The following is a 24,397-nucleotide window of genomic DNA, read 5'->3' on the forward strand; positions in this document are numbered from 1 at the left end:
GAGCGCTGGTGTTATTACAATGCAAAATGGAATTGTTGGCGTAGCTGATCCGCGATGTCACTACCGATGCTACGACCGTCTTTGCCGACACCGTTCACGTTGATTTCTAGCTTGGTAATGGACACGCCACCACCACCGCGAGAAGACGAGAAGCCATTTCCGAGAGGAATCGTGTCAGGCAGAGGGCTAGTGCCGGTATGAAGATCACCGAACAATCCGCCTCCCTTGAGCTTGGACTCAGGGATGATATACTCCGACTCGCCACCCTCACCGACCAGAGCCAGTGTCGGGCGGTCTACCTTACCGCCTTCGGCAAATGCAGGGATGTTCACGCTGCTACCGCCTACGTTCGGAGCTTTCGGAGCGCTACTGAAAATGCTCGTGATCGAACTCACTACGGATTTGGCCGCGCTAATAACGTAGCTGATACCGCTAGTGATACCGTTCGCAAGTCCTTTGACGAAATCCAGACCCATGTTGAACACGTTGCCGCTCAGGTTCTTGATTAGTGTGATAATATCGTCCCACACGTTAGAGAACAGTTTCTTGATGTCCTCCCACGCCTTACCCCACTTACCAGTCAGCAAGTCCAATCCGATAGTAATTACGCCGCTCACCATATCCCAATTGAGGCGGATAATATCTACGACGAGATCCCATACGGTCTTGAACGTGTCTTTGATCAGATTCCAAGTGTCACTCCATGCACCGGCAATGAAACCGATGCCGAACGTGATCGCCGTTGTAATGGTCGCAAGGGCAGGCGTTAAGATTACGATACAAGCCTTCCAGACGAAATCGAATACCTGCTTGATGCTGTCCCAATTCTCAGTCCAGAACGTCTTGACTTTAGTAACGGCACCCTCAAGCGTTGGATGGATGTAGTCCCATGCCGCCTTTAGGTTCTCCTTCATAAAGTCCCACGCCGCCTTGAAATCATCGCGAATTGCGTTCCAAATTTGAGTAAAGGTTTCCTTGAACTTGGTGAAGTCTCCGACCATCGTACCGCCGAAATGCTCTTGCACCCATGCCTTGATGCTATCCCAATTCGTGATGATCAAGCCCACGCCGGCAACGATCGCCGCGATCAGCAGACCCCACGGGCCGAATAACGTTGACATAGCGACCCGAGCTACAGCTACAATCGATGTCCAAGAGAACGCCGAAGTAACCGCGGCAATGATGCGCGGCCCAAGCGTAAACAGATACGTTCCAAAATTAGAGAACGCCGTTCTGATAACAGTCAGCGCGAGGGCGCCTTGGAGTCGCAAGGAAACGAACGCTTCGCCAAGGAACGTGAACGCTTGAGGAATACGCATAACGATGTCTGGAATGCCCCGCATGAACATGACGAAGCTCGTCAACATCTGGAATGGGGCTTTGGTCAAGACGCTGATTGCCGTACCAATGCCTCGGAAGGCTCCTGCAACTCCGCCTAGTCTTGTTCCCAAAGTAGCGACCGTCGCACCAATACCACCGATCATAGATCCGAAAGAAGTAAAAGGAACCAGGAAAGAGGCAAATGTCAGTCCTAGTTGCCCGAGTCCCATCGATAGGAACCCGATTGTGGCCGCGAATGTCATGATTGCACCAGTCGCCACAAGCAAGCCAGATCCGACACCGAGAATGACCATGATCGTTTTTTGAACCGGCTCAGGAAGTCCAGTGAACGCGACCACTATCTTATCGACCGTCTGCACAAGAGAGCGCATGGCTGTCTCCAACGTATCACCCATGGTTTTACGCAAAGTACCCATGTTAGCTTCGAGCAACATAACGTCGCCAGATAGGTTATCAATCGCGATCTGCGCCGCTTGCTCTGCGGACACGTTCTGCATTTGCTCAGTCAATCCCTTAAATTCGTCCGAGCTGGACTTAACAAACGCGGTCATGCCGGACAGGGCATACTGACCGAAAATCATTTTGGTGTAGGCTTGCTGCTGAACTGGCGTCAAGTTCTCCATGGAATCATGTAACAATCTTTGAACCTCGACGAGCGGCTTCATCTTGCCCGTTGCCTCATCGATCAGCTTGTTATGATCGCCCTGCACCAACCCAAGTTCCTTGAGAGCCGTGGTTCCGTCCTCTGTAGGCTGCACAATGTTTGTAAACATACGACGCAATGCAGTACCGGCACTAGATCCTTTGATACCATGCTCCGCCAATGTTGCGATGGCTGCCGAAACATCGTTCAGCGGAACGCCGAGGGCGGATGCTTGCGGACCCACGTATTTCATCGTGTTCAAGTAGTCATCCATCGAGATCCTAGCTTGGAGCATAGCTGCTGTCATCGAGTTTCCGACATCGTTCATGTTTTGCTCCATGGACTTTCCGTTTGTCTCGAAGTCTCCGCGGAACTCATTGAAAATATCGGAGATAACAGTCGCCGTGCTTCCCAAGTCCTGCTTGGTTACGAGGGAAACTTTGATCGCCGATGCAGCGGCTCCATCCAGAACGGCTTGAGCGCTAACACCTTGGCGGATCATTGCATCCATCGCGTCGGCGATTTCGTTAGCCGAACGGTGATAATGAGATCCGAGATCAAGCGCCTTTTCCTTTAACTGACCGACAGTAACGTTTGCTTGATCAAGCGGAGTACCCGTTGCGTAAAGAGCCGCGCTGATACCCGATAAGGATTTCTCGAAGTCTGCCGCGTCACCTACCATGGAAGTGAAGGCTCCCATACCGGTCTCGCCCCATTGTTGGAACTGCTGACCAACGTCCATCAAAGCATCGCTCTTTACGTAGCTGTCTACGCTGTCTCCACCGTTCTGATTACGTCTTGCTCTGGCTACCTCATCGAATTTATCGGAGATAGATTCCAAGTCACCGATGATGGACGCTTTCTGAGCTTGAACGGACTCGGCCATGTTCTTCATATACGTGCTGACCGATTTATCTGCGCTTTGTGCCGCGCTCTCAAGCGGATCAAAGCCTTTTTTCATTTCGGTTAAATTCTTAGTCACCGTATCGGCCGCATTCTTAGTGGCTTTTCCGATGCCATCGAAAGAAGTGTCGAACTCTTTCTTTAGCGAACTGACGGGACTCTTTGCCGATTTGACAGCGGAAGCAAGCGCCTTGACTTCGGCTTTAGATTCCGTGAGCTTAACGTTATCCAAGTTAATGAAGTCCTGGCGGATCGCATCAACGTCCTGTCCGATCTTGAGCCGGTTAGCGTTGATAACACTTGCCATGCTATTAAATTGCTTTTCAGTTTCATTTGCCGTATTGGTCGCGGCTTGAGCGGCAGAATTGCCCTCGGTGATCGCCGATTTGGACATCGATTCGAATGCTTGTTGCGCCATCTGCGAAGCCTCACGAATAGAGGTTCCGAGCTTGTCCATCACCTCGGCGAGCTGCTTGAGGACGCCTTCTGCATCGTTGGTAGCCGTGACCCTGATATTCAGTTGAGCTTCATTTGCCATTTATCCGTCCACCTCCTAACCTTCTTGAAGGATCTGTTTAGCCCATGACTCCCGTCCCATGAAGTACAAATCGCGCTCAATTACGTTAGAGGGGATGCTATTCATTTCGTCGGGAGTGTATCCAAACTCGCGGCGGTAGACCATTTCGACATACTCAAGAGGCGCCTTTTCAGAGCGCCCCAAGAGGAAGTTATCGAGTTGGTCTTTTACGCGTTTGGGAGATCAGCGCTACCCTTACGTGCTTCCGCAAATGCAACCGCTACAGCTTCGACCACAGGGGAAGGGACGTAGCTAACCGTTTCGTGCGTAAGTGGGAATTGTACTGGCGTACCGTTCTCGTCAAGTACGTGACCACTACGGATCAGAACAACGGCAAGTTTTTCAGCGAATGCCATTTGGGATTCAGTGGAGTTGTCTTTCAAGCTGTTTGTAAGATCGCGCTGGATTCCCCAAGGAAGCAGCTTTGGATTACGAATTTCAACGAATTGGCCCTCGCCAAGAACTGTGATGTCTACGCGCATGATTAAAAACCTCCGAATTTTTGGTTTGTTTTATTTGGAAAAAGAAGAACCGCCCCGAGGGACGGCTCATTTGTGATTAGTAAGAAGCAACGTTGTTTGTCAGTGTTACGGCGATTGGACCGGCATCAGTAGTGTTGTACAGACCGCGTACTGTAGCGGAGATTTTAGCAACCTCTTGGCCGCGATCGATACCGCTCATTTTTTCGAAGTTACATTTGCTCAACGAGAAAGTCAGAACGTTATCGCCGTTTTGGAATTTCAGCTCAAGGGACGGCTGAGTATTTTTCAGGTAGTAATCCAATTCTGTGTAGTCGTCGATTTCGAAGTCGAGCTTGCCCGTTACTTCGAGCGTACCTACGGAAGACTTGGAAGGGGCTTGCGAGTTGTTAGCACCGAAGGTCATTTTCACGGCGCGTTTCATCGTCAAGTCTCCGCCGATCAAGCGAGTGTTAGGCGCTCCTGCAATGTTGCAAGTAGCTTGATAACCGACAAACATCGGCGTAGTTGTGTAGCTTGGGGTATGCTCAGTTTCCGATACCGTGGACAGCTTTGTTTGCATCTTAGCGGAGCAAGTGAGGTCGCCTTCGACGGTGAACTTAAATCCCAAGCTCTCAACGTTACCGCCAGAGTAGATGCGCTCACTGAATCCGTCGTAGTCGTACATGCTCAAGCTAGGAGGCTGCTCGTTAGCCAGAGTGAACTTGTGAGTGTAAGTAGAACCAGATCCAGTTACGTCGTCCTTACCGAAGAAGGACTTTAGAAAGTAGCCGATCACATCCGCGTAAACGTTCATGTCAACATCGACTTTACCGAGGATGGAACCTTGGAAGGATGCGAAGTCTTTGGACAGGGAGCCACGCTTACCGGTATCAAGGATCTGCTTAACATCGTCCTCGGATTTCAGCGTTTTGAACGGAATAAAGTTTGTCGGTGCGATTGGAGCCTCGCCCCATTTAGTCTCGAACGAAAGACCAAGCCAAGAGTTATAAGATAATACTGGCATTATTCAGTCGCCTCCTTAGCGGATTTCTTTTTGTCTTCAACCAAAACAAAAGCGGCGTTACTGATCGGTGCCTTCACCGTCACAACGTCGCCTTCTTTTACTTCAATGTTGTGTCCAATCAAGAGGACTGGAACCTTGCCTACGTACTCATATTTGAACAATATTGACGCCTCCTTAGCCCATGATCTCAACCAATACAGTAAAGGTTTTGACCGCTCTTAAAATTAATGCTTGCCCTTGACCGGCGATTTGCGGTTCAAACGCATCCGTGTCGATGTACTCATACGCCGACTTTAGAGCTGCACCGTCCAAGTCTTTGTTTGATCGTAATGCTTCGTCTATAAGATCGAGCATATCGTCAAATTCCTCTTGGGCCGCCTGCTCATTCGGGTTTGCATCGATGGACTGGATATATAGAGTGACTGTGTAGGTGATGTGGCGCCTGCTCGGATTTCCTAGCGTGGCTGCCTTCTCGTGAACCTTATCGAATGCAATTACTACGGCAGGGAATACTTGTTGTTGCCGAGGCATGTTCGTGTAGACGGCTTTAATCCCAGGAACCGTCCCGATGACCGCCTTTACAGCGTTCTTAATGTCTTTACGTGAGCTTGTCATCTACCAATCACATCCCTAAAGATTCTGCTGGCCGCACTATCGATCAATGGATCTACCTCGCGCAATGCACCTCTAAAGGTTTTTTGCGTGAACTTTCTCGGCTTGATGCCGGCGATGCTAGACATAAATTTGTTCTCGGCTTTCCAATACATAGCTTTCTTGGTAGCCGGTCTGATCCGCTTTCCGCTCGGACCGTACACACCCGTACCCTCGTCTATCCACTTACCGTAATCGACCGAGAAGAACGATGCGTCTTTTTCATACCCATCTTTCAGCTCATATCGAACCGAGGATCGGAGATTACCCGTCTTAACGGGTACTTGTTTTTTCAAATCCGCCTTAATCCAGATCGCCATGTCTACGAGCAAATTTGTTGTCTCGCGCTCCACAATTACGGGAAGCTCTTGGACGTTTTTGATAAATCCGAAATCCTCGAAATCAAAATTCAACGGCATTAGACGATCACTCTCCGATAACCGCTTAGGATTTCTTTAGCCAATTTCACATCGCGAATGTCGTCATACTTTTGCATCATTGGGTTAGCTGTTCCTTCGATCGTGATGCTGTTCACACCGCGTTCCTTCAAGAAATAGTTAACCATCAAGATACACGCCTGCTTGATGTCCGCAGGGATCGCAGACACCCCAACGCCCGAAGCGTGGTCAGACGTTAGCGGCTGTGTCAGAGTGACAACATTGCCTACTGGCGTAGTGGCTGCCTTGATTCGCTCTTGATGACCGCCGTCATAAATGGTCAGCTCGGTTCCAACCTTAATACCAGTCGGATCTACGACGGTGATCTCGGAAGTGCCGGCGAACGCATCGGAAGCCAAGAGAGTGTGAGCATAGCCTTTAACATATGTGTATTGAATCGTAACCTTAACGTCTTGAAGATTAGCAGCGTCAGTAGGGGAGACATACGGAACATAAGTCTGTCCACTCACTGGATATGAACCGATTGGATAACCAAACATCGGCGTACCGAAAGGGGAGATAAGCAACGGGGTCTCGAAGTACCTCTCAAATTGCTCAACATTTGCTGTATCTACGATGTTCCAAGGCTGTGTAGGGTAGTTGCGGTATTTGATGCTTTTCAGCTCATTGATAGGAAAGTTGTTCGGGCGTACTCTCAAGTAGCCGTCACGAGTAATGAAAGTCGATCGTGTTTCCGTGACTTCCGAAGCCCAAAATCCGTCAGGAGCGGTGCAGTAGCTATCGACCCAAGCCGAAGCCCGTTCAATAACGTTTGCCAGTTCCGAATCCTGTGCGGTCGCATCGCTGATCCCCGAAAAGTAATCGAGATTTGATACGTTGATTGCGCTCGGGACGCGCTTGTACTCATCGACAGTTAGGTATGGTTTCATAATGCACCCCCATTGTATGTTTTGTATGGGGCTAACAAGTCCGCGATCTCTGGCGTAATCAGTGACGCCGAAGAAAATGCGTTCTTCGTACCGTTAGCTTGGATCTGGCGCACAAGCAGATCGAGCGCGGTTTGCACCGGCTGTGGAATTTCGGCATGGCCGTATGTGTAAGTCACATCAGCTTCCGAGTAATGTGTTCCGAGATAGTCACCATAAACGACGATTTGGTTGCCCTCATATGGGATTTCGCTGGGATCAATCTCGACCCAACCGCTCGAACCGAACACATCGGAGTAAACCCACGAATTAGATCGAGCCTTTATTGCTACAATCTCAACGATCTCATGTGTCAGCCGGCCCATATTATGTTGTAAGGTAGTCCGTTCGTTTACCTGAGACTTTCGGAAAGATTGTCCGCAATAATTTTCGATAATTCTGAGCGCTCTTGTCTCCATGTGCCAACCTCACCAATTATTTAATGTAGCCAAGCTCTTTCAATTCTTTGGCAATATCGGAATCAATTTTTGCTACTCCGTCAAGAAATTCAACGTACCTGTCAGCAAGGAAAATTCCGTGTGTGCCGGGTTTCTTATCGACCAGCTCAACGTCTACGACGCCAACAACCGCATCGATAACTTTCTCGACAGCCTTTTTTACTTTCTCAGCAGCCATAGTTACCTCCGAATAAATAGAGAGGCGCCGAAGCGCCCCTCATTATTGGTCAACCGTTGATTATCGAGTAACGTAACCGAAAACGTGCGCCTTAGCAGCGTGTTTCACGATTGCGCCAGTGGAGAATTTAACAACTTCGTATTTGTCAGCCAAGTCAGCGGACAAACCAAGTTTGAACATTTGAGCGTCAGGGGAACCGATGTAAGCGGACTCTACATGCTCCATGCTCATGATAGCGAATGGGTAGTCAGTGTCAGTACCGTTTACTTGAGTCAACATTGTGAAGTCGGGAACCAGTGGCAGTTTACCTGCTACAGTGTTGATCGCACGAACAGTCACACCAGGAACAACCTCAACCTCACCGGCATCTACCATTTTCATAGTTTGGGATGCGTTTTTGATTTCCTTCTCGATGAAGTCAACCAACATTGGGTTAAGGAAGATGTGTGTAGGCTTAACAGCTACGTTAGGATCAGCCATCATTTGAGCGACTTTTGTACGGATCGCGTCTACGATGTCAGCGCCTTTAGCAATTGCCAGCGTGTTTGTAACTTGGTTCTTGATGCCCGCGAACTCGATGGAAGCACCATCAGTCAGGGACGTAGCTGCACCGTTCCACAGCGCGAAGTCTTCCGCACGATACAAGCCAGTTACCAAGTCTTTCAGATCCTTCGCTACCAATTGAGGGAAGATCGAAGTCTGGCCGGCAGTTTGCTGATCGAAGATACCGAACTGGATTGCGCCAGTCATTGCTCGAACGAATGCCGCTTTCTCAACGCGAAGTCCAGCGCCGTTGTTAGCGGAAGTGAAAGTCAGGTTGCGAGGATCAGAGAAACCTTGTCCGTTTGGACCCGACTCTTGCTCGAAGTAACGGTGAGGATGACCAACGGCAGGGCTGGAAGACAGCAATTGACCGAGAACACCGCGACCTTTTTGGATGTCGCTGATTTCTTTCTCGAATTGAGGAGTCAGCAAGATACCCATGTTGTTGTAATCTGCCGCACCAGCTGCTTGCAGATCAGTGATTTCTTTGATTGTCTTAGCGGCACGAAGATTAACGCTTTGCGGATCTACGAAGCCCATGTTAAAAGATTTTGCAGTAGACATTTATAATGTCCTCCTTTGGATGTGTGTTTTTGGGTTTTTGGACAATAAAAAAAGACCTCACGAGTTGTGAAGTCTTACTTGGTTCCGAAAATAGCGGATAGCTTTTGAGCCATGGAATCAACCGTACTCAAATTTGCTTTATCGATGGATGCGAAAACGTCTGTGCTACCTTCATTGCTCTGGAACTTGGAAACCAGAGTTTGAGTGGATCGGCGTTGTGGCTCTTGACCTGCGGAAACTTCCGTTTCTTCTTCGGCAGTTTCTTCGGCAGAAGCCTTAGCCGCTTTCAGATCAGCCACATCCTCAGACAGCTTAGTTACCAGTAGCGTTAGTTGATCGATGGAGGCCTTCAAATCGTCTTTCTCATCGGCCTTCTTTTTTGTCTTCTGGCTTTTCGTCTTCCTCAGTTGTTTCTTCCTCGGTTTCCTCATCAGTTTTCTTGTCGGCAGGCTTTTCTTCGTCAGCTGCAGCTTGAACTTCTTCCGCGGACTCCTCGGATTTTTGATCGACGTTCTCGGCGTTTTCAGTTGCTTCGGCCTCTAACGTTTCTTCAATTACTTCCTTGTTTGTCTCGTCTTTCAACTCGTTCACCTCACCTTCGCTTGTGTCTTTTTCGCTTGTGTCTTTTTTCGCCGCTAGGGAAGTCGATTCGTATGCGGCTGAATCCTTGTACAAGATCGCTGCTCCCGTAAACACTAGCGACTGAGCAACGGCTACTGTCTCGCCGTGGTAGATGCCCATACCCAACTTGGTCCTAGCGGTTTCGTAGCTGAAACCCAGCAGAGATTGGGACGCTTTGATTACTCGTGCTTCATCGGGAAATGACTTGGCGAAAATATGACCGCTGATATAAACTGGAACGCCCTTGTCCGTTTCTTCACCGAGGAAAGATTCTTCGATGATTCCTACAATTGCGTCCGTATCGTGTGCATCCAATGAAGCAGCCAAGTTCACCGGCATCCCCTTGAGACTGTCTAAAGCCGACTGACCAACGTCAACAGGAATCATGACTTTGAGTCCTCCCGAACCACCAGGCGGATTGTCGGATGGTACGCCGAGATACGTCAGCACACCTTTGAACGGCATCTTATTCGGATTATCGAGTGATCCTAGCGTCAAGAGATTGCCACCTGCGGCTTGCAAATTTAACTCGTCCATATTTGCTCACCTCCTTTGCGTGGTATCAATCCGCTTTCAATGGATTTGAAGTTTTATTTGTTGCTTTCTCATCCCGAGTTTCTAACTTCGGAGTGTTGTGTCCGGGATTCTTTCCGTCTTCGGGAGCCGATTCTTCGCCCTCGCCTTTTTGCGGTTGCAAGCCGGTTGTTGGCGTCATACCGTCCTCTGACATGTCTTTCAAGACGCCCGATGGCGTTCCCATGCCTTGATTCATCACGCCGTAAATAGCGCGGTACTCAGCAACGGTGTACTGACCTTTCTTCTCAGGGAGTGGAGGTAATCCCAACTCAGCCCGAGTCTCATCAATCGTTAGTACATCTTGCGTGATGTAGATTTGGTGGATGGCGGCCAGAGACTTACGGTCTTTGTAGTTCGCTGTCCAACGGAAAACGAATTTCAGATCCTTGATGCCGAGCGCTTCAATAACACCGCGATTGATGGCCGCGGCGATGGAGTGGGCGAGAGGGCGAATAGCGCCTTCATCCGTTGAATCATCCAGAATATCACCCGTAGCCCGAGACGCCAGAACAGCGCCGAACTTTTGCGAGTCCAGACCGAACGCATTTGCTACTTGGTTAATGAGGAAGCCTTGCCATTTAAGGAACAATCCCTCGTCGTTAGTAGCTCCCAGCTCAATCGACTTGGCACCTTTGGAACCGCCGATGATCGGAGTGTGACCGCGACCCTCAACCTCGGATCTCCACCACATGCGGATCTCCTCAAGCTGTGCAGGATCGATGTCCTCGCCTAGATCAACTAGCTTACGCGCCGTTGCGTTGCCCGCGGATCTACCGGCGTAGGCTTGGGCACTCAATAGGTAGTCAATCGTTTGGGCCGCAACCTCAAGCGGACTCAAGCCCCACGGCGTATTAGTCCGAGGATTGTTTCGTACATAGATGAGCTGATCATCGCGGAAGTTGATCATCTGACCGTATCCGTCAACTTGAGCGAATCTTGGCTTGGATGGCGTTCCATCCCAATCCGAGTACATTTGTAAACTGGCGCTATCAAACGGGTATAGCACCAATGGGCGCTCTTTGTTTGCGGACCAGTCTCGCTTCTCAATCGAGGAGTAACCGATAACCAACATGTCCTCGGCGATCTGCTCAATGAACGTTCGCCATGACTCTTGCGAGTTTGGCGTTTCCAGAATCGCTTTGACACGAGCAGCGTCTTTCTTCTGGCGACTGTTCAGCTCTTTACCGTCTTTGGTAAGAACGTCCCATTCGAGCATCGATACCTGGTTCTTGATGTAGTCGATGGCACGACGGGGAATAGGGCTTTCTGAGAACACACGGAGCTTGGCATGATTCATCGTCAGTTTTGGTTGAGGACGAACATTGCCTCCCGATACGAACGGAAAATAAAAAGGCGTAAGTTCCGCTCTTGGCTGCGGACTCTTACCCCCACGAAATGCCGACACTAGATTTGTCCAGTAGCCGATTTGACTCACCTCACTTTCTCCTAGATGGTTCCGAACGCCAACCGCTTACGGTTCTGGCGAACTAGCGACATCGCCAACTCTAGGGCGTCGGCGCGGTCATCGTTCCGTGGCAATCCGCCATCGACCGAAACATTCTCAAGCTCATCGACCAACTCTCGATGGCTTTTCTGAAAACGAATAAAACCGTTGGAAACCAACGGCTCAAGGGATGCGATACGCAACCATTTATCTGAATTTGGTCGAACTTCACGGATCGGCAAATAAGCGCCCTCCATCGCGGCGCGCTTTGCTAAGTCTGTCATAAATAAATGTTGGAACTGAATCGTCTCGACCGCGAAGCCGCGGTACTTGAACCGATCAGTCTTAGCAATAATGTCCTCAATGATTTTGTCCGGAGATCGGCGCTTTGCATCGACATCCAGAACGTAGTTAATGCCGGTCCGCTTGTGGCGCCCAATAGTGATGATCGCGCTCAAGTCAGAGCGACCGTTCTTGCCTAGGGATGGATCGACTGATCCGTAAATCTCAAGATCATTCATGTTGATCTCAGCGAGATCGTAGTACGTGAAGGAGCCGAACAGCACCGTCGAGTCATCGCGTGGATCTCCGATATACTCGGTCAGGAACGACTTACGGTTCGCTTGGCGAATGACCATCAGATCATACAAGCTCATCCGATCGGGCCATAGAACAATTGCGCCTTCGTCCATTTCCTTGCGGTTGGCATCGTAAAACTCACGAGCCAGTTTGCCGGCTTTTTGAGCTGCTTCATCCTCGGATTCCACATCGTCGAAGTCGCGCTTGTTTAGTAGCTCACCCCACTGATCCCACTGATCCATGTTCGTCGGCCACTCAACAATCGCCGAGAAGCGTTTGGACTTAAACCGTGTGTCATTTTTCATGACCCGGTTTAGTACGGAATCGACATGCAGGATCGTACCAACCCAAACGATCTTAGTACCGCCTGGTGACGGGCTACCTAGCGGAACGACCGTCGAGTTAAACCATTCATGGATCTTATCTCGGTAGTCGGGACTCAAAACGTCGGGATCTTTCTCGATGTCATCGCAAAACACCCAAGGTCGCGATCCCAGGTGATTGAGTCCACGAAGCGCATCGCCAGAACCGGCAGCTTGAATCTTAACGCCATTGCCCGTGATAATCTCCATCATCGACCACGAGGATTTGTTGTACAGATCCCCGAAGTCACGCCGAAGCTCGTCGTTGTTCATAAGCTCGTATTTGATGATCGCTAGTAACTGCTTCGAACCTTCCTGTCTGTTACCGATGATCACGAAGTAATCATGGATCTTGTACACGGCTGAGTAGATGATACTCACGACCGTACCGATCATTGACTTGGCATGGGAACGGGGAGCCACGGCCGCAATAAAAGAATTGCGATCCTTGGCGTTCAGCTCATCGCAAATGAGTCCTGCCATGTCGTAGTGAAAATCAGGGGAAGGAGTCTCGGGCTTCATGATCCGCCCGTTATTGAAATAGCGCTTCGCAAAGCGCATGATGTCGTACCGACACGCCTCGATCTCACGGAGCCGATCTAGCTCACGAAGGACAGCTACGTATTTCGGAGCCTCCTTGGAGTCCAGTCGTCCAGAGTCGTGTAGTTGACTGTAGATGTCGGCTTGCTGAGTGAGGATGTCGATTCGCTCCCGACGTTCATTGTCGGTCATATCGAATCACCTCAAGAAACAAAATAAGGTGTGCCGAAGCACACCCTAGCGCTATTGCGTTATTCGGTTTTCCTCACTATATAGCGGACTTGGGGCTGTTTTTTTAACCTTTGGACAAAGAAATTCGTCATTTTTTATGTATGAAATGTCATTCGACATTTCTTCTGATTGATAGGCCGGCCGGTTGGCGATAATATGGAAGATGGAGGTGTACGCAAAGTGGCGAACAGTAAAGATTTTGAAGTTGTGAACCTAAATGGTAACGAGGATGCGCTTCGTCGTATCCGTCAACTAGAGGCTGAATTAGCCGCAGAATTGGACATGCCTATCGCTTTGATTGCGTATGCTAACGACACTGAAACGGCAAAGCGCTAGAGTCGCATAGCGTGGGGAGAGGCTTATGAGTCTACCAGTAGGCAATAGCGTGAGGACGCCGGCGCAAGTAGCTGTGGCGGTTCGTAGGCGCCTGAGAGAATCGGAGACGTTGACTATCGAATCGATCACGGCTGCAGTAATTGAGGAGCTGCGTGAGGAATACATACTCGTAGTAAAATCCAGGTGACGGCCGCGGCCGCGCCGAACCCCACTTTGGGGTTTTCTTTTTTATGTAAAATCTATCGAAGTGGTGGCCCCCTGTATTATTTCGTATATTTAAGATAATATATTATTAATTATGGTTTTAGTTACTCGTGGATCTTGTTAGTACGTCACCTTGGGCATCCCGTAGTATGCCATACACAGGAATACGGCAGCGTCAAAATGGCATGTGTATTTCCGCCGAACGCCAAATTTGGCATACGGCGAATTAATTAGTGGGGGTTCGCACATCATGTTCAGTCGGAAAAAAGAGGAAGAAGGGCGCAAGGTGCCCGTTTATACCGTCCAGTCGCTTCCACGCCAATACGAAATACTTGAGTTGGTTTCGGCCGCTAAGGTTAACAACGATAATCCCCTAAATGTGATCGATGCGCTGGCACTCGCCGGTGGTAGCTTGGATACGTGCGATGCTGTCATCGGTATTACCGTGTCACCGATCAGTGCCGGCGGTTCATACGTCCACGCATACGGTACAGCGATCCGATATATTTAATTCCGAGCTTGGCCAGTCGGTATTAGGCGCCCCATGCGGAGGCGTCTTTTTTGCGTATATACGATATGTACGATGACTATGGAACGTAAAAAAGCGGCGGCGCCGAAGGCGCACACCGCGTTACATAGTTACTCTCCGCTGAGTTTTCTCTTTAACGCTTCCAGCTCGTCCATCAGCGCATTGTTATCTTGCTTGGATACGTCTGAATGTTCGTGCTTTAATTCGCCGGCAACCTCTTTTCGATCTACGAGCATACCGCGGCTCTTGAGAAGCACCTCGGCTGCCTTGACGTTTTTGTTGCGGCTAACCTGGTACTTGAGCGCCATGAACGCATCGGCGATCAGCTCGTCCGCATACGACTCGACGATCTCCTTACGGGCCTGAGCGAACTCACCGTCATTGGTACGCCATCTGAATAGCTGACGCTCGGAAATACCGGCTTGCTCGGCGATCTCGGCATACGTTAACTTCGGAGCATTCGGATCGATGATCTGCTGTGTCAGCAAGAGCAGCGCCTTTTGCTTCTCGGCTTTCATTTGTGCAAACACTTCACCTGGCATCTAATTATCACCTCCTTCGTCGGTTCCAATGATTTTCTCCATCCCAAAAACCACGATGTCGCAATCATTGAACCGTGGGCACTTCACACCATCGGCGCCAACGCACATTTGAGACATGCACTTGATCACGCCGTTTTCGACCCAAACTCGTGCTTCCACATCGTCGGTCGGCTCGTCCTCTTGCGCCGAATCCACGACATCACGGATGAATCGGAGAGTGGACTCCAACTCAGTCTTACGGTTACGGGCGTTCTCTGCGCCTCGGGAATTGCCGATCAAATTGAACGACAGCATTGTGTCATTCAGCTTCTTGATGCGAATCTCAATTTCTTCCATGATGTAATCGATCATTTATCGAACCCTCCTTTGTTGAGCCATACGGCGTCTTGCGCCACAGCCGGCTTCAATACCTCGCGCTCCCACTTGAGATCACGCATCGATTGCGGATCATATTGCGTAATGATCATGTTCGGGCGTTGGCCGCGGAAGTGGATTCCGCATAATGCCTCTCCGACGAAAACGGCTCTGGCCGCAAAGTGACCTACTGGATGCGCTAACCGAGCATTGATCTCCTCGGCGGTACGTCGTGTCTGGACCACGATCAGCATGAACGTCATTCTTTTTTCGCTCCCCTCCGTAAACCCTCCGCTAACCCGGCGTTGTATCCCATGTCGTAACCTTCACGGAATACCAATGCTTCGGCGGCGCGTTTCTGTTCGCGCTGCTTGGTCGATGGGTGGCTGTTTGTTTTGCGCTGCTTCGTTGTGTTCGGACGATGACTCATTTGCATGACGTTGACCTCCCGAGGTTCGCGAAAATTTTTTAAAAATAAAAACGACCGACACCGTTTTCGGCATCGACCGTTCTTGGTCGGGAGTGGCTACCCGTTACGTATAGTTCGTCGCATAGCGGAAGGGAGGCGTCCGCAAGTTGCCAGCAAGTTACCGGCAAGTTAACGGAATCAGACGCCGAGATTTCGAAGATAATAAAAATGTGTGTGAATTGTCGGGCGGGGGGGCGTCAAATCCACGCCGGCCGCTTCTTGCAAGGGAGTAGCACCAGGCGTCTGCTGGTACGTTGTATTAGTTCGTTGAATATGTATTCCCCGAACAAAAACACGTTTAAAACGCTTGTTTTCGTACACTTTCGGCATGATAACGGATCAATTATTGTTCGTTGTATCCGTTGAAACAAATATACTGCGACTCACTCCCATTCACTCACTACCAAACATCATCGAATCATCATGACTCAAACAACTAGATAATACATATATCCACTATCTACCAGTATCTATATAGCTACCGTGAATGTGTGTACTACAGTGGGAACGTCCGCCACATAACGGACATTTTGCGCTTGTTTCCGTTCCCATACGTTTCATGTTCCTTCTATATATGCGCCGAAAAAACGCCTATTTTCCCCATGTCCGATATACGTCGGATCTACGCCATACCATACCCACTATAAAACGCCTATTTTGCGCCTTTTTTAACGTTCCCGAAACGCTTTTCTTCCATATAAGCGAAAAAATACGATTTGCCCACTAGCAGCAGAAACGCCGAATTTCCCCGATAATATCCGTATTCGTCGAAAAAATCCCATTATCCCCACGGCATCTATTTTTTACGCCGAATATCTCGCAAATTCATCGTTGACAACGTTTAGTGTAGTCATGTATAGTGATGACATCGGCAAGGGAACACGCCGAAACGGTTGAAATAGTAAATAAACGCTTGACAACACAAAACGTTGTCATGTATAGTAAAGGAGTCGAGCAAAACTGGCTTGGCTATCGAATGGTACACGGTGCAAATCGTCGATTATCCGATAGTAAAAACGATGGCTGAAATAAATGCTTGACAACACAAAACGATGTCGGTTATGATGATGACATCAAGGCAAGCGGTTATAGCCTAGAAGCGTTAGAACGGATAGAACGCCACACGGCTTAGGTTAGAAGCGTTAGAACGGATAGAACGCCACACACCGAAAAATAAACACTTGACAACACTAAAAGATGTCTGATATGATGACATCACAAAACGTAGTCGAAAGGGTGAAGCGAAACGAACAAAAGTTGTTGTCCGTCGCAAAAGTCAGCCAAAACGCTTGAGTTTCATAACTAGAGAATGCCGAATAAGCGGACTACCGTTTATCAAGCGCTCCAAGCGTAGGTTCCTTGAAAAGTGAATAGCATCGTAAGATGACGCGGTATAGCCAAGCGGATCTGGCTTACGAGTGGAAATCTCGACAATAGCGGTGACAGTCCGAAGTGGTACGATAGCACCGCCGATAGCGCATGAAACGGGCAGACTTACAAGATTTCATACATAGCCCATGTCAAGGTTTGCGAGATTGGAAACAGAGGTAGTCCGACGCGGACAATTGCTGACCAAACGGCGACAAGTGGAGTGATGAGGCGGTGAATCGTATGGCGTGATGAATTGAAAGATCCGATGAAAAAGAGACGGATCAAGTAGGTTCGTCGGTTTATCAAGCGAATCGGTCGATACTGGATCTGGTTCGCTTGGTTGATTCGATGAATCAAATAAAAAGAGAGAGAGGATAGATACATATGAAAAAAGCGTATTTTTCGGTTGATGGATTGGATAGCGGTGTTATCGAAGGCTACACGCAAAACAAAAGTTGGAACGGTTGGGCTTGCCCGAGCTTCACGAAAGAAGGCGGTATGAAGTGCATTGAGCGCTTTGGTTGTTTGCATCTGCCAGCCTGGTACGATGAAACGCACGATAGGTTTATCTTTACAATGCAATGCGATGCGCCAAAATTCGAAGACTTGACCGCGGAGCAGCTCGACGAGCAATGGGAGTACAATATATTCGAAGGCCGAGACGTATCCATAGAAGGCGAGACGGTGCGAGTGTACGACATAGGCGCATTTTGTTGGATATGGGACGAGTGGACGGCGGAAGAATTAGCCGATAGAAATATCGACTCGACAACACAAGATGTTATCCCATATGATGATGACAACACAAAACGTAGTCACTAACAACTAGGAGGAATTGAAATGAAAATCAGATTCGAAGTAACTAGCGCAAAGATCAAGGCATTGCTTGAGGGCAACAACAATGAGCTTCCAAGCCATGCGTTTCCTGGCGGTTATCCGCTCTTTTACGTGGACGGCGACAACTCGATTCTATGCCCAACATGCGCCAACAAATCACTAGAGGGCGACTATACATACTTTCATCCAGTAGATTTCGATACGAATTGGGAAGATCCGCACATGTACTGCGACGAATGCAGTAAGCACATAGAGTCAGCATACGGCGAAGAAGAAACGGAAGGTGTGGCGTAATGAGAAAGCAATGGGAAGAAATGACGATTGTTGAACGTGCCATAGCGAATGAGAAATTCATGATCAAGCGGATCGGGGAGGCGGCTCAAGCTCTCCGCGATATGAACAACTATGTGCCGGCGATCATTCTTGAGGAAAAGATTCGGGAGAAGCAATATTACCTAGACGAGCTAGAGTCGGGCAAGCATGACTGGATGAATAAGGCCGGCGTGAACGATGACCCAAGTTTGGAGGAGACAGCATGACTTTCACGGAATGGCGAATCCAAGAAGGCTATATGTCCAGGGCGGAGCTTATCGACAAAATGATTCCTCTAGGGCACACGATGGACGATGTTGAGGCTATCATCGATGAACTACGTGATGAGTATTTCGAATACTGTGAGGAAAACGAAATTGAGGAGGAAGCCGAATGAGCTACAAATACGGATTGAATGGGAACGATTTGCGATGGGATTACATGCCACATGATTATAAATGTTGCGATTGCCGCGGTGACTCCGATTACTGCGATGGGCACACGCATAAATATTCTGACCGTGGATGGGCGGTCTATCACGATACAAACGGCAACTTTGTTTCGGCCGTGGGTAGCGTTCCATTCGAAGTGTACGAGACTGATTACTTGGAGGATTGGGCGAGCGATCCGTACATAACGCCGTCCCAACGTTCCAGAATCCGCAAGGAATTGCGTAACAGAGGCGTACTATTGGAGGTGAGCGCATGATACGACTCCGCCGTGAGGTTTGGGAAAACATCTTTAGAAATACTGCGGAAGCGAACGAAGAAGTCGAGGCGGTTTGGCTCGATCCAGGCGATAGCAGCGAGGGCGAATGGTGCCTATGTTGTGACTGTGAACTATTCGAGGATGGCTTCCAATCGGAAAAGGAAGCAATGGACCGGTTAGCGTACTTGGAGCAAGCAATTAGTCGAAACGCCGTGAGGCGTAATTGTGGGATGGCTGCCCACGATCTGATGAGACAAGCCATAGGTATATATACATAAGACATCACAAAATGATGTCAAAAACAACTAGGAGGAATTAACATGGAAATCAATATCTACGTAGCAAACTTGGGCAAGTACAACGAAGGCGAACTTGTGGGCGACTGGATCTCTCTGCCGGCGACTCAAGATGAGCTGAATGAGCTATTCGTCAAGATCAAGTTGGGCTACTTCGATGAGGACGGCGAGTATCAGCACGGCTTCACCGAGTTTGATCCGCAATACGGGCACGACTTCTTCTACGAGGAATTTGCGATACACGACTATGAAGCTCCGTTCAAGATCAACGAGTACGATTCTATCGACAAGCTGAATGAGTACGCCGAGGCATTGGTAAATGCGGACATCGACGAGGATGTTTTCGAGGCAATATGCGATTGCACAAGCACGATGGAAGAAGCCCTGGAAGTCATTAGCAATGAAGACTATCGCATATGGGACGAATGCAACGATATGAGCGACGTTGCCTACTACTACTACGAGGAGACTGGCTTGATGACCGAAATCCCAAGCGCAATTCAGAACTACATTGATTGGGATGCCGTGGGGCGCGATATGGAGATTGAAGGCAACTACGCTCGGGCTGGTCATAAGGTGTACGTGGAGGTGTTCCGCTAATGGATAGAGATTCCGCGATGTCTCTGGCGATGGGTGCGATCCTTGGGATCGTACTCACGCTAGGTTTGATGATCGGCGATTACATGTGATGAGTGGTGCGTTGAGGCTTGTGGGTGACGACTCATACGTGGGTCCAATCCTAGAGGGTTCAACTCTCTAAAATACATAAAAAATACAGTCTAGCGGAGGGTTAAAAATTATGAGACAAGAAATCGTGAACATCTATCAATTCAACGAATTGGAGGAGGCAGCCAAGGAAAAGGCGCGCCAGTGGTACAGAAACGGTGACTATATCTACACCGATGGTATTACGGAATCATTCGAGGAGACGGTGAGAGAGAGAGGACTAGAATTGTCGGGTAAGCATCCCGTAAGTTGGTCGCTGGGCTACTGCCAGAGCGATTATGTCGGTATCGACGCGGAGGCTTCCGTAGAGCTGATTCACCGTATGATCGAGGCGGACGTTTCGGATAGGGACATGCGTTGGTTCAAGCGCCTAGTAGATGTGTTCGACATCACGGCCACAACGAGTCATCACCACTATTACGGGCAACGATTCGAGGTTGAGGTTTTAGCGCCAGGACAGTACCCTGGACCGATTCAAAAGTTAGCCGACCGCATCCATGCCGTTCTTGAGCAGGCTTGGGAGCGTTATGTTCGGGATCTGTGCCATGACTTAATGAAATACGGCTACGCGGAGATTGAGTACCAGTCAGCCGATGAGCAAGTGGATGAGTCGATCATTTGCAACGAATACGAATTTACGGAGGATGGCGCCAGATGGTAAGCAAAACGCTACTAGACATTTCCGATCTGCAACTACAACTTGCCGACATCCACGCACAAATATGCGAGAAGTGGGAGCAGTTGGGCGAGGACGAGTTAGAGCTATTAAATGAAGAATACCCGTATAATCGTAGCTTTGATGAGGTGGGAGCCGATCTGTTAGGTTGGTTCGGAGCAACGCTTAGAAAAATCCAAAAAATTCAATCGGAGGGTTAAAAAAACATGAAAACACCTAGATCATTCAACGTGGCCGTCAATCTGCTCAAGAAAGACCTATCTATTCAAATGGGAATGCCAAGCATCTATGAGGATGAAATTCGGGAAGGGAGCGCAAAGCTCCGCGAGATCCGTAGAATGTGGCGCAAGTTCGGCGAAATGCCGTTCTTCCAGCGCATGTCCGAGATTGTAGATGCGCTTGTGGACCATTATCACGCCGACTTCTACTATCACGATCTGCAGGGCATTGAACGGGCCGGCACGAGTAAATTCGCATGGTACGTCCACGATTTCGGAACCTACTTGGTATTGTTGGAAGGCGATGCTCACACGATCCAGATTCAGCAAGCATGTTTGGAAGCTGTCCGCCAGAACCAAGGCAAAGGAAATATGGTTCCCGATAACGAGGCGCTATATGTATGCAATACACTGACTGGTTCCATGGAGCAAATACATAACTTTAGCGAAATTCAATTCACCGTATTGGAGGGCGTTGCATAATGAAAGGCTACCATTACTTACCTAAATTCCCTAGCGGAACAAAGCAAGCTATCAAATCATTCGATAGGATCTTTCACAAGCTACATAACCGAGTTGTCCGCATCACCGGCACGTTCGATAACAAGAGTTGGTACAGAGTTAAGTTCTACACCGAAGACGGTCAAGTGTACGATTTCAAAGGATTTGCTTGGTGGTATGGCGGAGAAGGCCCGAGAGGATTGGCGGTATGCCTACGAAAGCTCGGGATCTGTGAAAGCATCATCGAAAAGCTGACTGACCATAGTTGTAAATTGCAAGGCGATACATACAATCCGAATAGTTTCTTCATTAATATAGAACGCAATCAGCTAGAGGAGGTGAGTGCATGAGCGTAGGAGACATGATCAAGGAACTAGGACGACTAGATCCGAAAGCAAAACTTATTGTAAGCTGCCAAGGCTATTTTGAAAAGGAATCTATCAGAGTCGAAGAAACCAAGCACGGCGTAGTCATCAAGGATGATTGCGGTGTGGATGAGCTTGGAATCAATTAATGGGAGGGCTTCACATGTCAACGAAATACTTCATCAAGGTAATTGAAAGCGATGAGGAGTACGGTTGGGTATTCCGAACGCCACAATCCGAGGATAACCAGTTTGAAACGGATGAGTTGATCCGCCTGGTGTGCGAACCAGTTCCGGGATATGTCGAGCTGATCCGCAAGGATGCCGTAGCCGAGATCACTTTTGCCGAGTACACCGTCATCATGGATTGGGAGAGCGATCCCGAGTGCGACGTATGCTTTGTGGCGGATCTGATCGCCAAGTATGCGGTCAAGCGCAAGCGCGAGTTACATGAAATGATCATCAAAACAGCGAAGGGGATGGAAAGCCGAATGAGCAACCTATTGAATCACCAAGACCAAATCTACCTACTGCAATTCTGGCTACGATCTAATTTCGAGGATGTCATCTTGGCCGCACTAGCGAATGACAACGAGGAGCTACGCCGACTAATCGCCGACCACCTGTTTACCGAATTTGAAATTACGAACGAGGACGTTATCGGTGAAATATACGATCTATTCGTGCAATCTTGACAACACTAAACGTTGTCAACTATAATAAGCCTAGGAGGGTGATCCAGTGAAATACATACCGATTGATCTAAAAATGATGTTAGCAAGCTCGATGATCGGTACGGTGATGGCGACGGCAAGTTCGCCGTCTCCGTCCATACCAGAACCTACGCCAGTGGTCGCCACGGCACCGCAAGAAACGCATAAAGCGATCGAGGTGAAAGCCGAACCTACGCCGGCACCCGTTACACCAACACCTACGCCGGCAGAGGAGACTCCCATCGTTAAGCAGCCGAAGGTTGAACGTACCGAAACAAAGGTACAGCAAGCCTCCCCAAAGCCTAAGAAGGTTACGCCAGGTGAATCCGAAATCAAGTTAGGAACCAAAAGAACGGTAGTTGACGATCGGGGAAATACGGTTCACTATACGATGCCTCAATATTCCGAGGTTCAAGTCAATACTCCATCACATAACGAATACGGGAGGTAACGATGCTCACACCAAGCCAAATCCTAGCCTTTAATCGGGCACTAGGGCTACTAGATTCAGCTATCCTCACTCACGAGCAATTCATAGCACTTCACCACGATTGGAATTTCGATGACTACCCGTCAAAAGTTGAGGAATCCCGTAATAGGGCTGCTCAGGATCGGGAACACAAAGCGGTCATCCTAGGCATGATCAAGGCACATAACAGCTTTAAAAAAGAAAAATTAGTCCACTAGGAGGAACTTAACCATGAAAAAGGATTTCACATTGCTAACAGTAGGAAAGGTATTCGACGCTTGCAAACTTCCAGACATCGAGGGTCAGACGGGAGCAATCTTCGCACCAGTGGAAGGGATCGGCTACATGCTGATTCTCTTTATGCCCAACATGACTCGGCTAGAGTCCGAGCTAATTTCGTCCGGAAAGATTCAGTTCCGCGTCCTAAAAGAAACGTCCAGCTTCATGTTAGCACTAGCAAGGTTCGGCAACTCGGATCTGATCTATGAGATCGGCATTGATCCGAACCAGTACGAGGAAAAGGAGCTAATGAAGCTCTGCATCGACAATAACATGATGGCGGTCGTTGGGCTGGACAGCGTAGACAATACTATTAAAGCGATGCGGTACGGTAACATGCCGAATGGTTTACGCCAGAAGTTTATCGCGGCGTGGACTAACGCGAGAGCGCAAGAGGGTTTCGGCGAGAAGTACCGCCGTTGGATCGCGGATCTATGGGGCCGGTACGATACGTTCAGAATGTGGGACATCGCAACATACGTCGGGAGGCTTGGTGAGTAATGAAGCGTAAAGCAAATCTGGTGTTCATGCAAAACGATGTTGGCGAGGTCATTCTCGCCGGCATTCACGGTCAATGGGCTAAGTTAGTCATTGGCGCATAAGAAGGAGCTGCTTGCCGAGGGTTGGAGAGCTACGGTTGTTATGGACATAGACATGAACACCCCCTTTCTGCTGAAAATTAACACCATAAATTTTGTCGAAAGTCCATCTTGAGGTATCTATTAAACTACCAAATTATGTTGTATACTTAATCTATCAGAACTTGATTACAAGTTTTGTAATAATTAATTGAGACGAGCGCATATCTTCACGTATGGTTAGCCGATTTTTAGGCGAGTCTGCTAATGTGGAGGTGAGCGTTTTGTCCGAGAACAAGAAAAAAGGTGACGACAAAATGATCAACAAACAAATTACCCAAAAAGTAGTGACAGTTTCCAATGAGCAAGCAATGAAGGCGGCCGCGGAGCAATTCAAGAAATTTCGTGGGACGTTTGAGAAGTTGGCGAAGAATTAGTGTATATTCAAGTCACTCTCGAACAAATCATCTTGTTTCATGATTATGCGTTGGCGCAGGACGGTGGACTACCAGGCATAAAAGACGAGGGCCATTTAATGGCGATATGGGACAAACCCTTCCACGAGTATTTTGGAACAGAGTTGTATCCTGGACTCGCGCATAAAGCCGCTATTTATCTCGAATCAATAGCGCAAGCCCACGCCTTTAATGATGCCAATAAGCGTACCGCCGTTCTGGTCATGCTAACGTTCCTAGACATGAACGGAAGACAACTAAGAGCTACCGAGAAGGAGCTTTTTGATATAACGATTCAAGTTGTAACACACGAGGTAGATATTCCGTACTTGACCGCATGGATCAACGCGAGAATTTAAAAGACCGCTCACTCACCCAAAAAACGGGTAGGGCGGTTTTTG

General features: G+C 48.8%; 39 protein-coding genes. 21 read left to right on the forward strand and 18 right to left on the reverse strand.

The window, feature by feature from the left end:
• Nucleotides 1-14 precede the first annotated feature (14 nt).
• The 14 genes from L0M14_RS30530 to terL all read right to left on the reverse strand — a co-directional run bounded on the left by L0M14_RS30530 (nt 15) and on the right by terL (nt 13,020).
• Nucleotides 15-3,425 carry a phage tail tape measure protein gene (locus L0M14_RS30530; protein WP_235123178.1) on the reverse strand — a complete coding sequence of 1,137 codons (3,411 nt, stop codon included), beginning with the start codon at nt 3,423-3,425 and terminating at the stop codon, nt 15-17.
• 206 nt (nt 3,426-3,631) lie between these two features.
• Nucleotides 3,632-3,946, reverse strand: a complete 315-nt coding sequence (locus L0M14_RS30535; RefSeq protein WP_235123179.1) for a hypothetical protein — start codon at nt 3,944-3,946, stop codon at nt 3,632-3,634.
• A 76-nt stretch (nt 3,947-4,022) separates the two neighbouring features.
• The gene (locus L0M14_RS30540) at nt 4,023-4,949 is read right to left on the reverse strand and encodes a phage tail tube protein (protein ID WP_235123180.1); all 927 of its coding nucleotides are present in this window, start codon (nt 4,947-4,949) and stop codon (nt 4,023-4,025) included.
• A complete protein-coding gene (locus L0M14_RS30545; RefSeq protein ID WP_235123181.1) occupies nt 4,949-5,110 on the reverse strand; it encodes a hypothetical protein in 162 nt (53 codons plus the stop codon). Before L0M14_RS30545 ends, L0M14_RS30540 begins: the two co-directional genes overlap by 1 nt.
• 13 nt (nt 5,111-5,123) lie before the next feature.
• Entirely contained in the window at nt 5,124-5,564 is a 441-nt protein-coding gene (locus L0M14_RS30550) for a hypothetical protein (RefSeq protein WP_235123182.1), read from the reverse strand.
• Complete coding sequence (locus L0M14_RS30555; RefSeq protein ID WP_235123183.1) at nt 5,561-6,019, reverse strand: HK97 gp10 family phage protein; 459 nt, start codon at nt 6,017-6,019, stop codon at nt 5,561-5,563. Before L0M14_RS30555 ends, L0M14_RS30550 begins: the two co-directional genes overlap by 4 nt.
• On the reverse strand, nt 6,019-6,927 hold the full coding sequence (locus L0M14_RS30560) for a hypothetical protein (protein WP_235123184.1): 909 nt from the start codon (nt 6,925-6,927) through the stop codon (nt 6,019-6,021). The genes L0M14_RS30555 and L0M14_RS30560 overlap by 1 nt, the downstream gene beginning before the upstream one ends.
• The gene (locus L0M14_RS30565; protein WP_235123083.1) at nt 6,924-7,382 is read right to left on the reverse strand and encodes a hypothetical protein; all 459 of its coding nucleotides are present in this window, start codon (nt 7,380-7,382) and stop codon (nt 6,924-6,926) included. Before L0M14_RS30565 ends, L0M14_RS30560 begins: the two co-directional genes overlap by 4 nt.
• Nucleotides 7,383-7,398: 16 nt before the next feature.
• Entirely contained in the window at nt 7,399-7,599 is a 201-nt protein-coding gene (locus L0M14_RS30570) for a hypothetical protein (RefSeq protein ID WP_235123084.1), read from the reverse strand.
• A 60-nt stretch (nt 7,600-7,659) separates the two neighbouring features.
• Complete coding sequence (locus L0M14_RS30575) at nt 7,660-8,706, reverse strand: hypothetical protein (RefSeq protein ID WP_235123085.1); 1,047 nt, start codon at nt 8,704-8,706, stop codon at nt 7,660-7,662.
• Nucleotides 8,707-8,780: 74 nt separating this feature from the next.
• Nucleotides 8,781-9,059 (reverse strand): hypothetical protein, encoded by a 279-nt coding sequence (locus L0M14_RS30580; RefSeq protein ID WP_235123086.1) that lies wholly within the window; start codon nt 9,057-9,059, stop codon nt 8,781-8,783.
• A 10-nt stretch (nt 9,060-9,069) separates the two neighbouring features.
• Complete coding sequence (locus tag L0M14_RS30585) at nt 9,070-9,864, reverse strand: hypothetical protein (protein WP_235123087.1); 795 nt, start codon at nt 9,862-9,864, stop codon at nt 9,070-9,072.
• Between the two features lie 25 nt (nt 9,865-9,889).
• A complete protein-coding gene (locus L0M14_RS30590) occupies nt 9,890-11,338 on the reverse strand; it encodes a phage portal protein (protein WP_235123088.1) in 1,449 nt (482 codons plus the stop codon).
• A gap of 11 nt (nt 11,339-11,349) precedes the next feature.
• Complete coding sequence (gene terL, locus L0M14_RS30595; protein WP_235123089.1) at nt 11,350-13,020, reverse strand: phage terminase large subunit; 1,671 nt, start codon at nt 13,018-13,020, stop codon at nt 11,350-11,352.
• Between the two features lie 219 nt (nt 13,021-13,239).
• Here terL and L0M14_RS30600 point away from each other — a divergent pair, with 219 nt between their 5' ends.
• From L0M14_RS30600 to L0M14_RS30610, 3 genes are all read left to right on the forward strand, one after another.
• Nucleotides 13,240-13,395, forward strand: a complete 156-nt coding sequence (locus L0M14_RS30600) for a hypothetical protein (RefSeq protein WP_235123090.1) — start codon at nt 13,240-13,242, stop codon at nt 13,393-13,395.
• A 25-nt stretch (nt 13,396-13,420) separates the two neighbouring features.
• Nucleotides 13,421-13,582, forward strand: coding sequence for a hypothetical protein (locus L0M14_RS30605; protein ID WP_235123091.1), 162 nt, complete (start codon nt 13,421-13,423; stop codon nt 13,580-13,582).
• Between the two features lie 303 nt (nt 13,583-13,885).
• Nucleotides 13,886-14,110, forward strand: coding sequence for a hypothetical protein (locus L0M14_RS30610; RefSeq protein ID WP_235123092.1), 225 nt, complete (start codon nt 13,886-13,888; stop codon nt 14,108-14,110).
• 128 nt (nt 14,111-14,238) lie between these two features.
• Here the strand turns inward: L0M14_RS30610 and L0M14_RS30615 are convergent, their stop codons facing one another.
• Genes L0M14_RS30615 through L0M14_RS30630 form a run of 4 tightly spaced genes read right to left on the reverse strand, consistent with a single transcriptional unit; the run spans nt 14,239 to nt 15,460 of the window.
• A complete protein-coding gene (locus L0M14_RS30615) occupies nt 14,239-14,670 on the reverse strand; it encodes a phBC6A51 family helix-turn-helix protein (protein ID WP_235123093.1) in 432 nt (143 codons plus the stop codon).
• Nucleotides 14,671-15,021, reverse strand: coding sequence for a hypothetical protein (locus tag L0M14_RS30620; RefSeq protein WP_235123094.1), 351 nt, complete (start codon nt 15,019-15,021; stop codon nt 14,671-14,673).
• Nucleotides 15,018-15,287: a hypothetical protein gene (locus L0M14_RS30625; RefSeq protein WP_235123095.1), complete on the reverse strand. Its 270-nt coding sequence runs from the start codon at nt 15,285-15,287 to the stop codon at nt 15,018-15,020. The genes L0M14_RS30620 and L0M14_RS30625 overlap by 4 nt, the downstream gene beginning before the upstream one ends.
• Nucleotides 15,284-15,460 carry a hypothetical protein gene (locus L0M14_RS30630; protein ID WP_235123096.1) on the reverse strand — a complete coding sequence of 59 codons (177 nt, stop codon included), beginning with the start codon at nt 15,458-15,460 and terminating at the stop codon, nt 15,284-15,286. The genes L0M14_RS30625 and L0M14_RS30630 overlap by 4 nt, the downstream gene beginning before the upstream one ends.
• Nucleotides 15,461-17,248: 1,788 nt before the next feature.
• On the opposite strand from L0M14_RS30630, the gene L0M14_RS30635 reads away from it, so the two are divergent.
• The 18 genes from L0M14_RS30635 to L0M14_RS30720 all read left to right on the forward strand — a co-directional run bounded on the left by L0M14_RS30635 (nt 17,249) and on the right by L0M14_RS30720 (nt 24,355).
• Nucleotides 17,249-17,686, forward strand: a complete 438-nt coding sequence (locus L0M14_RS30635) for a hypothetical protein (protein WP_235123097.1) — start codon at nt 17,249-17,251, stop codon at nt 17,684-17,686.
• A gap of 18 nt (nt 17,687-17,704) precedes the next feature.
• Entirely contained in the window at nt 17,705-17,995 is a 291-nt protein-coding gene (locus L0M14_RS30640) for a hypothetical protein (RefSeq protein ID WP_235123098.1), read from the forward strand.
• Nucleotides 17,995-18,240 carry a hypothetical protein gene (locus tag L0M14_RS30645; protein WP_235123099.1) on the forward strand — a complete coding sequence of 82 codons (246 nt, stop codon included), beginning with the start codon at nt 17,995-17,997 and terminating at the stop codon, nt 18,238-18,240. The genes L0M14_RS30640 and L0M14_RS30645 overlap by 1 nt, the downstream gene beginning before the upstream one ends.
• Entirely contained in the window at nt 18,237-18,410 is a 174-nt protein-coding gene (locus L0M14_RS30650) for a hypothetical protein (RefSeq protein ID WP_235123100.1), read from the forward strand. The genes L0M14_RS30645 and L0M14_RS30650 overlap by 4 nt, the downstream gene beginning before the upstream one ends.
• Nucleotides 18,407-18,721, forward strand: a complete 315-nt coding sequence (locus L0M14_RS30655) for a hypothetical protein (RefSeq protein WP_235123101.1) — start codon at nt 18,407-18,409, stop codon at nt 18,719-18,721. The genes L0M14_RS30650 and L0M14_RS30655 overlap by 4 nt, the downstream gene beginning before the upstream one ends.
• Nucleotides 18,718-18,999: a hypothetical protein gene (locus L0M14_RS30660; RefSeq protein WP_235123102.1), complete on the forward strand. Its 282-nt coding sequence runs from the start codon at nt 18,718-18,720 to the stop codon at nt 18,997-18,999. Before L0M14_RS30655 ends, L0M14_RS30660 begins: the two co-directional genes overlap by 4 nt.
• A 42-nt stretch (nt 19,000-19,041) precedes the next feature.
• Entirely contained in the window at nt 19,042-19,617 is a 576-nt protein-coding gene (locus L0M14_RS30665; RefSeq protein ID WP_235123103.1) for an antirestriction protein ArdA, read from the forward strand.
• A 199-nt stretch (nt 19,618-19,816) separates the two neighbouring features.
• Nucleotides 19,817-20,404 carry a hypothetical protein gene (locus L0M14_RS30670; protein ID WP_235123104.1) on the forward strand — a complete coding sequence of 196 codons (588 nt, stop codon included), beginning with the start codon at nt 19,817-19,819 and terminating at the stop codon, nt 20,402-20,404.
• Complete coding sequence (locus tag L0M14_RS30675) at nt 20,398-20,619, forward strand: hypothetical protein (RefSeq protein ID WP_235123105.1); 222 nt, start codon at nt 20,398-20,400, stop codon at nt 20,617-20,619. The genes L0M14_RS30670 and L0M14_RS30675 overlap by 7 nt, the downstream gene beginning before the upstream one ends.
• A 6-nt stretch (nt 20,620-20,625) precedes the next feature.
• Nucleotides 20,626-21,120 (forward strand): hypothetical protein, encoded by a 495-nt coding sequence (locus L0M14_RS30680; protein ID WP_235123106.1) that lies wholly within the window; start codon nt 20,626-20,628, stop codon nt 21,118-21,120.
• Nucleotides 21,120-21,488, forward strand: coding sequence for a hypothetical protein (locus L0M14_RS30685; protein WP_235123107.1), 369 nt, complete (start codon nt 21,120-21,122; stop codon nt 21,486-21,488). Before L0M14_RS30680 ends, L0M14_RS30685 begins: the two co-directional genes overlap by 1 nt.
• Nucleotides 21,485-21,652: a hypothetical protein gene (locus L0M14_RS30690; protein ID WP_235123108.1), complete on the forward strand. Its 168-nt coding sequence runs from the start codon at nt 21,485-21,487 to the stop codon at nt 21,650-21,652. Before L0M14_RS30685 ends, L0M14_RS30690 begins: the two co-directional genes overlap by 4 nt.
• 14 nt (nt 21,653-21,666) lie before the next feature.
• On the forward strand, nt 21,667-22,197 hold the full coding sequence (locus L0M14_RS30695) for a hypothetical protein (protein WP_235123109.1): 531 nt from the start codon (nt 21,667-21,669) through the stop codon (nt 22,195-22,197).
• A 46-nt stretch (nt 22,198-22,243) separates the two neighbouring features.
• Nucleotides 22,244-22,666 carry a hypothetical protein gene (locus tag L0M14_RS30700; RefSeq protein WP_235123110.1) on the forward strand — a complete coding sequence of 141 codons (423 nt, stop codon included), beginning with the start codon at nt 22,244-22,246 and terminating at the stop codon, nt 22,664-22,666.
• A 2-nt stretch (nt 22,667-22,668) separates the two neighbouring features.
• Nucleotides 22,669-22,902 (forward strand): hypothetical protein, encoded by a 234-nt coding sequence (locus L0M14_RS30705; RefSeq protein ID WP_235123111.1) that lies wholly within the window; start codon nt 22,669-22,671, stop codon nt 22,900-22,902.
• 13 nt (nt 22,903-22,915) lie between these two features.
• On the forward strand, nt 22,916-23,464 hold the full coding sequence (locus L0M14_RS30710) for a hypothetical protein (RefSeq protein ID WP_235123112.1): 549 nt from the start codon (nt 22,916-22,918) through the stop codon (nt 23,462-23,464).
• Between the two features lie 361 nt (nt 23,465-23,825).
• Nucleotides 23,826-23,978 (forward strand): hypothetical protein, encoded by a 153-nt coding sequence (locus tag L0M14_RS30715; protein ID WP_235123113.1) that lies wholly within the window; start codon nt 23,826-23,828, stop codon nt 23,976-23,978.
• Nucleotides 23,978-24,355 carry a type II toxin-antitoxin system death-on-curing family toxin gene (locus L0M14_RS30720; RefSeq protein ID WP_235123114.1) on the forward strand — a complete coding sequence of 126 codons (378 nt, stop codon included), beginning with the start codon at nt 23,978-23,980 and terminating at the stop codon, nt 24,353-24,355. Before L0M14_RS30715 ends, L0M14_RS30720 begins: the two co-directional genes overlap by 1 nt.
• Nucleotides 24,356-24,397: the final 42 nt, after the last annotated feature.

The organism is Paenibacillus hexagrammi (assembly GCF_021513275.1).
Taxonomy (GTDB): domain Bacteria; phylum Bacillota; class Bacilli; order Paenibacillales; family NBRC-103111; genus Paenibacillus_E; species Paenibacillus_E hexagrammi.

Coding starts and splice junctions, on each gene's coding strand:
- L0M14_RS30530 (WP_235123178.1), bottom strand. CDS start 3,425: ATGGCAAATGAAGCTCAACTGAATATCAGGGTCACGGCTACCAACGAT.
- L0M14_RS30535 (WP_235123179.1), bottom strand. CDS start 3,946: ATGCGCGTAGACATCACAGTTCTTGGCGAGGGCCAATTCGTTGAAATT.
- L0M14_RS30540 (WP_235123180.1), bottom strand. CDS start 4,949: ATGCCAGTATTATCTTATAACTCTTGGCTTGGTCTTTCGTTCGAGACT.
- L0M14_RS30550 (WP_235123182.1), bottom strand. CDS start 5,564: ATGACAAGCTCACGTAAAGACATTAAGAACGCTGTAAAGGCGGTCATC.
- L0M14_RS30555 (WP_235123183.1), bottom strand. CDS start 6,019: ATGCCGTTGAATTTTGATTTCGAGGATTTCGGATTTATCAAAAACGTC.
- L0M14_RS30560 (WP_235123184.1), bottom strand. CDS start 6,927: ATGAAACCATACCTAACTGTCGATGAGTACAAGCGCGTCCCGAGCGCA.
- L0M14_RS30565 (WP_235123083.1), bottom strand. CDS start 7,382: ATGGAGACAAGAGCGCTCAGAATTATCGAAAATTATTGCGGACAATCT.
- L0M14_RS30570 (WP_235123084.1), bottom strand. CDS start 7,599: ATGGCTGCTGAGAAAGTAAAAAAGGCTGTCGAGAAAGTTATCGATGCG.
- L0M14_RS30575 (WP_235123085.1), bottom strand. CDS start 8,706: ATGTCTACTGCAAAATCTTTTAACATGGGCTTCGTAGATCCGCAAAGC.
- L0M14_RS30585 (WP_235123087.1), bottom strand. CDS start 9,864: ATGGACGAGTTAAATTTGCAAGCCGCAGGTGGCAATCTCTTGACGCTA.
- terL (WP_235123089.1), bottom strand. CDS start 13,020: ATGACCGACAATGAACGTCGGGAGCGAATCGACATCCTCACTCAGCAA.
- L0M14_RS30605 (WP_235123091.1), top strand. CDS start 13,421: ATGAGTCTACCAGTAGGCAATAGCGTGAGGACGCCGGCGCAAGTAGCT.
- L0M14_RS30615 (WP_235123093.1), bottom strand. CDS start 14,670: ATGCCAGGTGAAGTGTTTGCACAAATGAAAGCCGAGAAGCAAAAGGCG.
- L0M14_RS30620 (WP_235123094.1), bottom strand. CDS start 15,021: ATGATCGATTACATCATGGAAGAAATTGAGATTCGCATCAAGAAGCTG.
- L0M14_RS30625 (WP_235123095.1), bottom strand. CDS start 15,287: ATGACGTTCATGCTGATCGTGGTCCAGACACGACGTACCGCCGAGGAG.
- L0M14_RS30630 (WP_235123096.1), bottom strand. CDS start 15,460: ATGCAAATGAGTCATCGTCCGAACACAACGAAGCAGCGCAAAACAAAC.
- L0M14_RS30635 (WP_235123097.1), top strand. CDS start 17,249: ATGAAAAAAGCGTATTTTTCGGTTGATGGATTGGATAGCGGTGTTATC.
- L0M14_RS30640 (WP_235123098.1), top strand. CDS start 17,705: ATGAAAATCAGATTCGAAGTAACTAGCGCAAAGATCAAGGCATTGCTT.
- L0M14_RS30645 (WP_235123099.1), top strand. CDS start 17,995: ATGAGAAAGCAATGGGAAGAAATGACGATTGTTGAACGTGCCATAGCG.
- L0M14_RS30650 (WP_235123100.1), top strand. CDS start 18,237: ATGACTTTCACGGAATGGCGAATCCAAGAAGGCTATATGTCCAGGGCG.
- L0M14_RS30655 (WP_235123101.1), top strand. CDS start 18,407: ATGAGCTACAAATACGGATTGAATGGGAACGATTTGCGATGGGATTAC.
- L0M14_RS30660 (WP_235123102.1), top strand. CDS start 18,718: ATGATACGACTCCGCCGTGAGGTTTGGGAAAACATCTTTAGAAATACT.
- L0M14_RS30665 (WP_235123103.1), top strand. CDS start 19,042: ATGGAAATCAATATCTACGTAGCAAACTTGGGCAAGTACAACGAAGGC.
- L0M14_RS30670 (WP_235123104.1), top strand. CDS start 19,817: ATGAGACAAGAAATCGTGAACATCTATCAATTCAACGAATTGGAGGAG.
- L0M14_RS30675 (WP_235123105.1), top strand. CDS start 20,398: ATGGTAAGCAAAACGCTACTAGACATTTCCGATCTGCAACTACAACTT.
- L0M14_RS30680 (WP_235123106.1), top strand. CDS start 20,626: ATGAAAACACCTAGATCATTCAACGTGGCCGTCAATCTGCTCAAGAAA.
- L0M14_RS30685 (WP_235123107.1), top strand. CDS start 21,120: ATGAAAGGCTACCATTACTTACCTAAATTCCCTAGCGGAACAAAGCAA.
- L0M14_RS30690 (WP_235123108.1), top strand. CDS start 21,485: ATGAGCGTAGGAGACATGATCAAGGAACTAGGACGACTAGATCCGAAA.
- L0M14_RS30695 (WP_235123109.1), top strand. CDS start 21,667: ATGTCAACGAAATACTTCATCAAGGTAATTGAAAGCGATGAGGAGTAC.
- L0M14_RS30705 (WP_235123111.1), top strand. CDS start 22,669: ATGCTCACACCAAGCCAAATCCTAGCCTTTAATCGGGCACTAGGGCTA.
- L0M14_RS30710 (WP_235123112.1), top strand. CDS start 22,916: ATGAAAAAGGATTTCACATTGCTAACAGTAGGAAAGGTATTCGACGCT.